The 12,757-nt window shown below is 46.3% G+C and carries 4 protein-coding genes, 3 tRNA genes and 4 rRNA genes (1 of these 11 cut by a window edge); 1 reads left to right on the top strand and 10 read right to left on the bottom strand.

Going from position 1 to position 12,757, the window contains the following annotated elements:
- The 10 genes from FLM48_RS20195 to FLM48_RS20240 form a co-directional block, all read right to left on the bottom strand.
- On the bottom strand, window positions 1–814 hold the 5' portion of the coding sequence (locus FLM48_RS20195) for a LysR family transcriptional regulator (protein WP_179025915.1). It extends 131 nt beyond the left edge of the window; the window shows 814 of its 945 coding nt (coding positions 1–814); its start codon is at window positions 812–814; the stop codon falls past the left edge of the window.
- Window positions 815–2,169: 1,355 nt separating this feature from the next.
- A 5S ribosomal RNA gene (gene rrf / locus FLM48_RS20200) occupies window positions 2,170–2,285 on the bottom strand.
- A gap of 9 nt (window positions 2,286–2,294) precedes the next feature.
- Window positions 2,295–2,370: transfer RNA gene (locus FLM48_RS20205), tRNA-Thr, on the bottom strand.
- 70 nt (window positions 2,371–2,440) lie between these two features.
- A 5S ribosomal RNA gene (gene rrf, locus FLM48_RS20210) occupies window positions 2,441–2,556 on the bottom strand.
- Window positions 2,557–2,674: 118 nt separating this feature from the next.
- A 23S ribosomal RNA gene (locus tag FLM48_RS20215) occupies window positions 2,675–5,567 on the bottom strand.
- 312 nt (window positions 5,568–5,879) lie between these two features.
- Window positions 5,880–5,955: transfer RNA gene (locus FLM48_RS20220), tRNA-Ala, on the bottom strand.
- Window positions 5,956–6,088: 133 nt separating this feature from the next.
- A tRNA-Ile gene (locus tag FLM48_RS20225) sits at window positions 6,089–6,165 on the bottom strand.
- Between the two features lie 204 nt (window positions 6,166–6,369).
- A 16S ribosomal RNA gene (locus FLM48_RS20230) occupies window positions 6,370–7,914 on the bottom strand.
- Together the 16S, 23S and 5S rRNA genes with 3 tRNA genes alongside form the textbook arrangement of a ribosomal RNA operon.
- Before the next feature lie 672 nt (window positions 7,915–8,586).
- Complete coding sequence (gene secA / locus FLM48_RS20235; RefSeq protein ID WP_179025916.1) at window positions 8,587–11,310, bottom strand: preprotein translocase subunit SecA; 2,724 nt, start codon at window positions 11,308–11,310, stop codon at window positions 8,587–8,589.
- Window positions 11,311–11,370: 60 nt separating this feature from the next.
- On the bottom strand, window positions 11,371–12,270 hold the full coding sequence (locus FLM48_RS20240) for a M23 family metallopeptidase (RefSeq protein WP_179025917.1): 900 nt from the start codon (window positions 12,268–12,270) through the stop codon (window positions 11,371–11,373).
- 27 nt (window positions 12,271–12,297) lie between these two features.
- Between FLM48_RS20240 and FLM48_RS20245 the strand changes: the two genes are divergently transcribed.
- On the top strand, window positions 12,298–12,756 hold the full coding sequence (locus tag FLM48_RS20245; protein ID WP_028771858.1) for a DUF721 domain-containing protein: 459 nt from the start codon (window positions 12,298–12,300) through the stop codon (window positions 12,754–12,756).
- Window position 12,757: the final 1 nt, after the last annotated feature.

Here is a 12,757-nt window from a genome sequence, read left to right on the forward strand (position 1 = left end):
CTGGTACATCTAAACAAACCAAATCGTAATCAGCGATCATCTGCATCACGTACTTTTTGGGCGCGCATAAGATAAGATCGCTGTTTCCACACAATTCCAAAGCACTATTAAAATCGGCCATGTTAACAGCGATGTCGCGCTGTAGATGCTTCAACCTAAGCACATCATCCAATAACCAATGTTCCAATCCACCGAATGCTACCTGTAAATGGCGATACTTTAAAAACGTCTCTAGATTCCAATCTTCACTAAGAAGTTTGTGGCCACGTCTCACTAAACACACAGGATGGTCACGAATAAGCTCCTTGAAACCAAGTTGCTCAGGCAGGTTGTTCATATGTAACAAAGAGCGCTTATCCCATTCTCGGCAGATAATTCCCATATCAATTTCACAGCGCAGCAATTTGTCCATACTATCTTGAGACCAAGTCTGACTATTTACACTCACTAAAGGAGCATCCCTTAAAAGCTTAGGCATAAAATGGGGGTAGCTTAAAGAGTAGGCCGTTTCTACAACATGCATTCGAAACCTACGTTGGCTCTCAGCAGGCTCAAAAGTACTTGGTCTAGTAAACTTATCTAACTTCTGTAGTACTTCTCGCAGCTCCGGAGCTAACTGCAAAGCCCTGGGTGTCGCTTTTAGTCCATAAGCAGTACGCTCAAAAAGTTGATCATCGAAGGTTTCTCTTAACTTACTAAGTTGCTTACTTACCGCTGACTGGCTCAAATGCAATCGAGATGCAGCGGCAGTAACGCTTTGCTCTTCTAACAACACTTCTAGCACCCTAAGCAAATTAAAATCCAATTGCTTCACAAACACCTTCTATTAGACTCGTAGACTAAATTACATCATAAAGCCTTTGCCTACAGTTACCACTACATTCCCTCATTTGAGGAGCCCGCTTCACCTCTTGCAGGTTTGCTCAAGGAACCAATCACTCCAGTTAACTTTTTAAGAATACATTCTGGCATCGTACAGTGTTTGTAATGTAGACGCTGACCACTGGGCTTTTAACCAAGATGCATAGGCGGGCCATAACTGTGTGCGGCTTAAGAGGTATCTACAATATGTTCTCAGTCACGATAAGGATCAAGTATAAGAAAATCACACAGAAGTACTTTCTAACCTATCACAAGTGTATAACGGCCATTAGCAAGCACTAATCACCACAGCTCTGCACTAGCAATTTATTTCGAAGCACATTCTAAAAATTTCCAACTCAAAGTGCAGGAGATTCATCGTTACTGTTTTGTCTTCACTTTTCTAAAAAGTGAAAACCAAAGTGGCGTCTGTAAATGAGCTACTCAATTCAAGCAGCGAGCACATGGAGGTGAAGGTGTTGCGGTCGGAATACGCAGCATTCATGCCCTACACTTTAATTAAAGAGTGAACGCGGAGAAGTTTGCCTTCGTAGCTGGAGGCGAGGCACACGGAAGTGCCGAATGCCAGAAACGCATGGACGCAGTTTCTGGCCAAGCTCAGCGACGGGGTGACGTAGGGAGTCGTTCTTTTCGCGCGACCTATATGGATATAGGAAGTGCCTTAAATTGTCTGGAACAATTTTGGTCAGCGCATATACGAAAAAAGCCCTAGCGTTTTCTGCTAGGGCTTTTTCATTACTGTTTTGTCTTCACTTTTTAAAAAGTGAAAACAAAAGTGGCGTCTGGAAATGGCCAGCTTCGAGCGAGCTCTCCGCGCTACATAAGTGCATGAAGCTGCGCTTCATAAACGCACTCACTTCGCCCTACTCCACATGGGTATTGAGCCTCACTACGTTCGGACTTTTTACTTCCCCATGTTCGAGTGTCATTTCAAAGCCCGTTAAACGAAAAAATCCCCAACACAAAGTGCTGGGGATTTATCGTGTATTTGGCGCCTGGAAATGACCTACTCTCGTAGTTCGCGCAGCGAACACATGGGGGTGAAAGTTAGGCGCTTTGAATACGCAGTATTCAGCCTGACTTGAACGCGTAGAAGCTTGCCTTCGTAGCTGGAGACCTCGCTTAGCGGCGGAGTGACGTAGGGAGTAGGCATTGCACTCACGTGCTTAAGTGGATAAGCCACCTGATATAAATACTGGCTCATTCGAACCATTAGCTAGCCTATTTCACTATGCTCCAAACGCAAAAAAGCCACCTTAATAAGGTGGCTTCTTCACTTAAATAGGCGTCTGGAAATGACCTACTCTCACATGGGGAGACCCCACACTACCATCGGCGCAATTGCGTTTCACTTCTGAGTTCGGGATGGGATCAGGTGGGACCACAATGCTATGGTTTCCAGACAAATTTAGTGGTGCTGATACCCAGAATCGAACTGGGGACCTCATCCTTACCAAGGATGCGCTCTACCGACTGAGCCATATCAGCACAAAATCTTTACTAGTTACGTCTTACGTATCTTTGCGTGACTAGTTTTCTCTTTCGAGAATAAATAGGCGTCTGGAAATGACCTACTCTCACATGGGGAGACCCCACACTACCATCGGCGCAATTGCGTTTCACTTCTGAGTTCGGGATGGGATCAGGTGGGACCACAATGCTATGGTTTCCAGACAAATTAGGTACAATTTAGAAAGCTAATTATTTACGCCCTTCTCAGGCTAAGTCCACTTCAATCAAGTGTCTGTATTCTTCTGTAAGTTTCACCACCAGTAAAACCCATTAGGGTTGTATGGTTAAGCCTCACGAGTCATTAGTACATGTTAGCTCAACGCCTCACAACGCTTACACACCATGCCTATCAACGTCCTAGTCTCGAACGGCTCTTTAGAGGAATTAAATTCCTAGGGATGACTCATCTTAGGACTCGCTTCCCGCTTAGATGCTTTCAGCGGTTATCGATTCCGAACGTAGCTACCGGGCAATGCTATTGGCATAACAACCCGAACACCAGCGGTTCGTCCACTCCGGTCCTCTCGTACTAGGAGCAGCTTCCTTCAATCATCCAACGCCCACGGCAGATAGGGACCGAACTGTCTCACGACGTTCTGAACCCAGCTCGCGTACCACTTTAAATGGCGAACAGCCATACCCTTGGGACCGACTTCAGCCCCAGGATGTGATGAGCCGACATCGAGGTGCCAAACACCGCCGTCGATATGAACTCTTGGGCGGTATCAGCCTGTTATCCCCGGAGTACCTTTTATCCGTTGAGCGATGGCCCTTCCATTCAGAACCACCGGATCACTATGACCTGCTTTCGCACCTGCTCGACGTGTATGTCTCGCAGTTAAGCTGGCTTATGCCATTGCACTAACCGTACGATGTCCGACCGTACTTAGCCAACCTTCGTGCTCCTCCGTTACTCTTTGGGAGGAGACCGCCCCAGTCAAACTACCCACCAGGCACTGTCCTCAACCCCGATTCAGGGGCCAGAGTTAGAACATCAACACTACAAGGGTGGTATTTCAAGGTTGACTCCACAAGAACTGGCGTTCCTGCTTCAAAGTCTCCCACCTATCCTACACATGTAGGGTCAATGTTCAGTGCCAAGCTATAGTAAAGGTTCACGGGGTCTTTCCGTCTAGCCGCGGGTATACGGCATCTTCACCGCAATTTCAACTTCACTGAGTCTCGGCTGGAGACAGCGTGGCCATCATTACGCCATTCGTGCAGGTCGGAACTTACCCGACAAGGAATTTCGCTACCTTAGGACCGTTATAGTTACGGCCGCCGTTTACCGGGGCTTCGATCATGAGCTTCTCCGAAGATAACCCAATCAATTAACCTTCCGGCACCGGGCAGGCGTCATACCGTATACGTCATCTTGCGATTTTGCACAGTACTGTGTTTTTGATAAACAGTTGCAGCCACCTGGTATCTGCGACTGCCGTCAGCTTAGGGAGCAAGTCCCATCACCAACAGCAGCGTACCTTCTCCCGAAGTTACGGTACCATTTTGCCTAGTTCCTTCAGCCGAGTTCTCTCAAGCGCCTTGGTATTCTCTACCCGACCACCTGTGTCGGTTTGGGGTACGATTCCTACTAACCTGAAGCTTAGAAGATTTTCCTGGAAGCATGGCATCAACTACTTCAGTCCCTTAGGACCTCGTCATCAACTCTCAGTGTATGCGCACCCGGATTTGCCTAAGTGCACCACCTACAGCCTTAAACGCGGACAACCAACGCCGCGCTAGCCTAGCCTTCTCCGTCTCTCCATCGCAGTTAGCAGAAGTACGGGAATATTAACCCGTTTCCCATCGACTACGCCTTTCGGCCTCGCCTTAGGGGTCGACTCACCCTGCCCCGATTAACGTTGGACAGGAACCCTTGGTCTTTCGGCGAGGGAGTTTTTCACTCCCTTTATCGTTACTCATGTCAGCATTCGCACTTCTGATACGTCCAGTGTGGGTTACCCCTTCACCTTCAACCGCTTACAGAACGCTCCTCTACCGCTCAATACAAAGTATTGAACCCATAGCTTCGGTGTATTGCTTAGCCCCGTTAAATCTTCCGCGCAGGCCGACTCGACTAGTGAGCTATTACGCTTTCTTTAAATGATGGCTGCTTCTAAGCCAACATCCTAGCTGTCTAAGCCTTCCCACATCGTTTCCCACTTAGCAATAACTTTGGGACCTTAGCTGATGGTCTGGGTTGTTTCCCTTTCCACGACGGACGTTAGCACCCGCCGTGTGTCTCCCGAGTAGTACTCATTGGTATTCGGAGTTTGCAAAGGGTTGGTAAGTCGGGATGACCCCCTAGCCTTAACAGTGCTCTACCCCCAATGGTATTCGCTCGAGGCGCTACCTAAATAGCTTTCGAGGAGAACCAGATATCTCCCGGTTTGATTGGCCTTTCACCCCCAGCCACAAGTCATCACCGCATTTTTCAACATACGTGTGTTCGGTCCTCCAGTTGATGTTACTCAACCTTCAACCTGCCCATGGCTAGATCACCGGGTTTCGGGTCTACACCTTGCAACTAAACGCGCAGTTAACACTCGGTTTCCCTACGGCTCCGCTATTCGCTTAACCTCGCTACAAAATGTAAGTCGCTGACCCATTATACAAAAGGTACGCAGTCACGGTCTCAAGGACCGCTCCCACTGCTTGTACGTATACGGTTTCAGGTTCTATTTCACTCCCCTCACAGGGGTTCTTTTCGCCTTTCCCTCACGGTACTGGTTCACTATCGGTCAGTCAGGAGTATTTAGCCTTGGAGGATGGTCCCCCCATGTTCAGACAAGATGTCACGTGTCCCGTCCTACTCGATTTCACGTAAAGTTAGTTTTCATGTACGGGGCTATCACCCTGTGCCGCTGTGCTTTCCAACACATTCCACTAACACCCTCTACGCTTAAGGGCTAATCCCCGTTCGCTCGCCGCTACTAGGGGAATCTCGGTTGATTTCTTTTCCTCCGGGTACTTAGATGTTTCAGTTCCCCGGGTTTGCCTCATAACGCTATGTATTCACGTTATGATACTCACTTATGTGAGTGGGTTTCCCCATTCGGACATCGTTAGCTCAAATGCTTGTTACTAGCTCGCCAACGCTTTTCGCAAGTTACTACGTCCTTCATCGCCTCTGACTGCCAAGGCATCCACCGTATACGCTTAGTCACTTAACCATACAACCCAAATAAGTTTCATAAAGAAACCAACGCCCAAGCGGGTAAGCTCGGTGGTTGTATTGCAACTAATGGTGTTTACTTTCGCCAAAAGAATACTCATGAATACCCACCTTACGGTGTGTATTCGGCACTTGATTAAAGTGTTTGAGAACTCAATTATAAATAATTTCGCAATTTTAACTTTCGTTAAAACTACTATCAGCTTTCCAAATTGTTAAAGAACGGGCTTAAAAAAGCCAAAGATAAATTCTGCATTTATCTTTGGCATCTCTATCCATGTGCATGACTTCAAGTAAAACAAGAAGTAAATGGTGGAGCTATGCGGGATCGAACCGCAGACCTCCTGCGTGCAAGGCAGGCGCTCTCCCAGCTGAGCTATAGCCCCATTTACATGCAGTCAAACAAAAATATACGTTACTTATTGCTAAGTTATTACCAAATCACGTGGTACAAGGCATGTGGTGAGGACGTTTAGCCTGCTAAACGACGAACTACATAACGCAGTAACACAAAGATTTTGGTGGGTCAGAGTGGACTTGAACCACCGACCTCACCCTTATCAGGGGTGCGCTCTAACCAGCTGAGCTACAGACCCATTTATACTTGTTTCTTTACTTCATCGCGTTGTTGTTTTTCGCTACTCATTCAGTCATGTAGTGAACTACACTCCCTCATTCGTACCTCAAACGCCTAGCGCTGAAGCAAATTAACGTCGTCTAAATAGACACGTATACTTTGCTCTTTCTTCTATCAAGTAATCTGTGTGAACACTCAACAAACATTAAGTTAGTCGTATAGGTAAGGAGGTGATCCAGCCCCAGGTTCCCCTAGGGCTACCTTGTTACGACTTCACCCCAGTCATGAACCACACCGTGGTAAACGCCCTCCCGAAGGTTAAGCTATCTACTTCTGGTGCAGCCCACTCCCATGGTGTGACGGGCGGTGTGTACAAGGCCCGGGAACGTATTCACCGTGGCATTCTGATCCACGATTACTAGCGATTCCGACTTCATGGAGTCGAGTTGCAGACTCCAATCCGGACTACGACGAGCTTTCTGGGATTAGCTTCACCTCGCGGCTTCGCAACCCTCTGTACTCGCCATTGTAGCACGTGTGTAGCCCTACTCGTAAGGGCCATGATGACTTGACGTCGTCCCCACCTTCCTCCGGTTTATCACCGGCAGTCTCCCTAAAGTTCCCACCATTACGTGCTGGCAAATAAGGATAAGGGTTGCGCTCGTTGCGGGACTTAACCCAACATTTCACAACACGAGCTGACGACAGCCATGCAGCACCTGTCTCAGAGTTCCCGAAGGCACTAAACCATCTCTGGTAAATTCTCTGGATGTCAAGAGTAGGTAAGGTTCTTCGCGTTGCATCGAATTAAACCACATGCTCCACCGCTTGTGCGGGCCCCCGTCAATTCATTTGAGTTTTAACCTTGCGGCCGTACTCCCCAGGCGGTCTACTTAATGCGTTAGCTTGAGAACCCAGTGTTCAAGACACCAAATTCCGAGTAGACATCGTTTACGGCGTGGACTACCAGGGTATCTAATCCTGTTTGCTCCCCACGCTTTCGTACCTGAGCGTCAGTCTTTGTCCAGGGGGCCGCCTTCGCCACCGGTATTCCTTCAGATCTCTACGCATTTCACCGCTACACCTGAAATTCTACCCCCCTCTACAAGACTCTAGTTTGCCAGTTCGAAATGCAGTTCCCAGGTTGAGCCCGGGGCTTTCACATCTCGCTTAACAAACCGCCTGCGTACGCTTTACGCCCAGTAATTCCGATTAACGCTTGCACCCCTCGTATTACCGCGGCTGCTGGCACGAAGTTAGCCGGTGCTTCTTCTGCGAGTAACGTCACAGCTAACGGGTATTAACCGTTAACCTTTCCTCCTCGCTGAAAGTGCTTTACAACCCGAAGGCCTTCTTCACACACGCGGCATGGCTGCATCAGGCTTTCGCCCATTGTGCAATATTCCCCACTGCTGCCTCCCGTAGGAGTCTGGGCCGTGTCTCAGTCCCAGTGTGGCTGATCATCCTCTCAGAACAGCTAGGGATCGTCGCCTTGGTGAGCTCTTACCTCACCAACAAGCTAATCCCACCTAGGTACATCCAATCGCGAAAGGTCCGAAGAGCCCCTCCTTTCCCCCGTAGGGCGTATGCGGTATTAGCAGTCGTTTCCAACTGTTATCCCCCTCGACTGGGCAGTTCCCTAGGCATTACTCACCCGTCCGCCGCTCGTCAGCAAAAAAAGCAAGCTTTCTTCCTGTTACCGCTCGACTTGCATGTGTTAGGCCTGCCGCCAGCGTTCAATCTGAGCCATGATCAAACTCTTCAATTAAAGTTTTTTGTTCGACTACGTCGAACGGCTCAATGGAATTCTACTGTTTTGAATTCACTTCGTTCATAAAGAAGTTGGTGAATTCAATAACTACATTTCTGTAATTACATATTGCTATGAACACTCACTATTTCTAGTAAAGAATCATTGAGTAAAATTTTTGATTACCAGCTTTACGAATAAAGAATGGTAATTTCGAATAACTCAACACCTGTGAGTGTCCACACAGATTACTTGATAAATTGTTAAAGAGCGTTAGCACATCTCGGCAAGCCCGAGTGGCTAGGGCTGCGTATTCTACGCTTTCCCTTGTTGGCGTCAAGTAGTTTTTTAAACTTTTTAACGCTGTACTTTTCAGTACCTAACTTAACTTAAATCAAACTTAACTTGGTTTAAGTTATTGGCTTATCTCAGTGAGGTTTGCCGTGTCAGTGGATGCGCATTATAGGGAGTTATTACTTTGGCGCAAGCCCTTTTTAAAGAAAAAACGATCTTTTTTTAACGCTTGTAAATAGCCACAATTTACACACCAATTACCCCCAAAGTTATCCACATTCAAGCGTAAACATGAGTAATTTTCGTCCGCACTTCCTTATTTCTCCTTTGTGTAGATCTTACCGCAAACAAAAAAGCCACCTTAATTAAGGTGGCTTTTGACAATGTGCGACAAACTTAGGTCAGTTTACCATGACACTGCTTATACTTTTTACCTGAACCACAAGGGCAAGGATCATTACGACCCACTTTCTCGCCTTCGCGAACCTGAGGTTGCTTACTGGCTAATGCCTCTGCCTCTTCAGCACCAACAAGTGCTTCAGCTTGTGCATGTTGGTAGTCGCGACGAATCTTGGCTTCTTCTTGGCGACGACGCTCTTCCATCTCTTCTACATCAGACTGTGCCTGAACCTGAACTTTTGATAGCACACTAATAACATCATGCTTTAGTGACTCAAGCATTTGTTGGAACAACTCAAAAGATTCACGCTTATATTCTTGCTTAGGATTTTTCTGAGCATAACCACGTAAGTGAATACCTTGACGCAGGTGATCCATTGCAGCTAGATGCTCCTTCCACAAACCATCAAGCGTTTGCAACATAACAGCCTTTTCAAACTGGCGCAGTACACCTTCACCAACCATCTCTTCTTTGGCTTTATATGCTTGTACCCATGTATCAACGATACGTTCACGCAATGTTTCTTCGTGAAGGTCATCTTCTTTGTCTAGCCATTCTTGCACTGGCATTTTCAAACCATACTCTTGCTCTAGACGTTTTTCTAAACCAGGCACATCCCATAGCTCTTCCACTGATTGTGGTGGAATGTATTGGCTAATCAGATCATCAACAACATCGGCTTGGATGTTCTCAATAGTATCTTTGATGTCTTCAGCATCCATAAGCTCATTACGTTGAGCGTATACCACTTGGCGCTGATCGTTAGCAACATCATCGAACTCAAGCAGTTGCTTACGAATATCAAAGTTACGTGCTTCTACTTTGCGCTGCGCATTTTCAATTGCACGTGATACCCAAGGGTGCTCAATCGCTTCACCTTTCTCCATACCCAGCTTCTTCATCATTGACGAAACTCGGTCTGAAGCAAAGATACGCATTAAGCTATCTTCCATCGATAAATAAAAGCGCGATGAACCAGCATCACCTTGACGGCCAGAACGACCACGGAGCTGATTATCGATACGACGTGATTCGTGACGCTCGGTGCCTAGAATATGTAAACCGCCAGCTGCCACAACTTCATCGTGACGAACCTGCCAATCGGCTTTGATTTTAGCCTTCTGTTCATCAGTTGGATTAGCAAGTGAAGTGATCTCCATTTGCCAGTTACCACCTAATACGATATCGGTACCACGACCAGCCATGTTGGTTGCAATAGTAACAGCACCGCTGCGGCCCGCTTGAGCCACAATATCCGCTTCACGTTCATGGAACTTAGCATTGAGTACTTCATGAGGGATTTTAGCTTTTTTAAGTAAGCTATGTAATAACTCAGACTGCTCGATAGATACGGTACCAACCAATACTGGCTGACCACGTTCACGGCAGCCTAAAATGTCTTTGATGATCGCGTCGTACTTTTCTTCAGCCGTTAGATATACCAAGTCAGCGTTATCTTTACGTACCATTGGACGGTTAGTAGGGATCACTACCGTATCTAAGCCATAGATATGCTGGAACTCAAATGCTTCAGTATCTGCGGTACCGGTCATACCGGCTAGTTTTTCGTACTGACGGAAAAAGTTCTGGAATGTAATCGATGCTAGAGTTTGGTTTTCATTTTGAATATGAACACCTTCTTTAGCTTCTACCGCTTGATGCAAACCTTCAGACCAGCGACGACCCGGCATAGTTCGGCCTGTGTGCTCATCAACAATAATCACTTCATTGTCTTGTACAATGTAGTCGACATCTTTTTCAAATAGTGTGTGCGCTCGTAGCGCAGCATTGACATGATGCAATAATGAAATGTTAGCCGCAGAATACAACGAGTCACCTTCAGCTAGCATTCCGCGTTCAGTCAACAGGACTTCAACCTTCTCCTGACCGCGTTCAGTCATATGCACTTGTTTGGCTTTCTCATCAATTGAGTAATCGCCATCACCAATCTCTTCTTCGGTATCTTCTTTCTCTTGACGAACTAAGTGAGGGATCAATGTATTGATTTTAGTGTATAGCTCAGAGCTATCTTCAGCAGCACCAGAGATGATCAACGGGGTACGCGCTTCATCAATCAAAATTGAATCCACTTCATCAATCAAAGCATAGTGCAATGGACGTTGCACACGCTCTTGTGGCGAAAACGCCATATTGTCACGCAGGTAATCGAAACCAAATTCGTTGTTGGTACCGTAGGTGATATCTGAGTTATAAGCAGCTTTCTTTTCAGCTTGACCTAAACCAGCTACGTTAATACCAACAGATAATCCAAGGAATTCAAAAAGAGGACGGTTATTTTCAGCATCACGACCAGCAAGGTAGTCGTTCACCGTAATAACGTGGACACCTTTGCCAGTTAAACCATTAAGGTATGCAGGGAGTGTTGCGGTTAAGGTTTTACCTTCACCGGTTCTCATCTCAGCAATGCGATTACTGTCGAGAACCATGCCGCCTATCATCTGGACATCAAAGTGACGCATATCAAATACACGCTTTGACGCTTCACGTACGGTGGCAAAAGCTTCAGCCATAATCGAATCTAAAGTTTCGCCTTTTTCAAGACGCTCTCTAAACTCAACCGTTTTAGCTTTTAAATCATCATCGGATAATTTTTCATACTCAGCTTCTAGTGCATTTATCTTATTAACCACTTTGCCTAAGGATTTAAGCGTACGGTCATTACGACTACCAAATATTTTTGTCAGTATTTTACCAAACATCTGAACCACTTTTTATGTTGTTGGCCAAGTCCCTGCTAGAGTCTGAAAGCCTAATTTCAATTAACCTGCCTTGCGGTAGACATATTTTTTTGGGTCAATCTGTTGCCCACCCCGTAACACTTCATAATGCACATGAGGCCCAGTTGAACGACCGGTACTCCCCATTTTAGCAATAGTGTCACCTTTTCCTACAACATCACCTACGGCTACTGACAATGATTTATTGTGACCATAACGAGTTCGCAGACCATTACCATGGTCAATCTCTATTAACTCGCCGTATCCAAACATTTTTCCAGACCAGGTGACAACGCCACCTGCTGTAGCGATAACATTTGTTCCCTCTTTACCGGCAAAGTCGATACCTTTGTGCATCGTTCTTTGACCATTAAAAGGGTCATTACGTAAACCGTAGTGTGATGATAACCAACCTTTCTCTATGGGTCGTCCAGAGATATAGCGTTCATTATCTATATGGAGATTAGTCGTGACGGTTTCAAGTAGTGAAAGTTGCGCATTGCCATTTTCTATACGAGAAACGAGCTTATCCATGTCTTGAATAAGCTGATCAAGCTCGATGCGGCTGCCCAGTTCACTGAACCCACCAACACCAACCTCGGAGGAAAAATCGAATTGATCGTCTAAATTTGCATTTTTGGCTACTTGCTCGCCCAATGCTTCAAGACGAGTTAACTTAGCCTGCATTTTAGCGACATGGGTCACCAACATCGCCAATTGAGACTCGGTCGCATCTTTGAGTTCAATTAACTCATGCTTCTGTTCTTCATTGGTCACACGTTGATTATCAACACTTTGCTGTTGCTGTTGAAACTGCTCAGCATTGTATTGATATAAACCTGTACCTGCGGCAATAAGCAACGCGGGTAAAAGTAGCCAGCGCTTTCCCGGTTGCCAACGTGTGGCACCATTCCGACCTTGAATAAAAACTGTTACACTCATAGCCTCATTAAGCCATTTTATTATCTTATGAAAAAGCCCCCGAAAGACCTTAGTCAACTGCTTCAACAGCAAGGCCAATTGCCCTCAATTGCTGAGAAAGCGGAATTATTACTGCAGCTAAACCATTATGTAAAGCAAACAGTAACAGGTCCTGTGACAGAGCAACTTAAAGTTGCCAATCTTCGTCAGGGTGTATTAGTAATTGAAACCACTACCGCAGCATGGGCCGCCCGGATTAATTTCCAAAAAGCCAAATTGCTGCAACAACTACAAGCCGAAACGCTACCCATGCTCACCGCAATCGAGGTTAAAGTCAACCCAGGTTTAAAAATGTATGAAACAAATGTGAAACCGGCCCATAACCAAATTACAGAGACTGCCGCCGGTCATATTGAGGCGTTAGCCGAACATACAGAGGGGACTTTAGCGATAAAACTAAAACGGCTGGCTGCATTAGCCAGCCGTTCAAGGCAAACAAAAGAGTAAC

Origin of the sequence: Shewanella sp. Scap07, assembly GCF_013394145.1 — a bacterium.
GTDB classification, from domain to species: domain Bacteria; phylum Pseudomonadota; class Gammaproteobacteria; order Enterobacterales; family Shewanellaceae; genus Shewanella; species Shewanella waksmanii.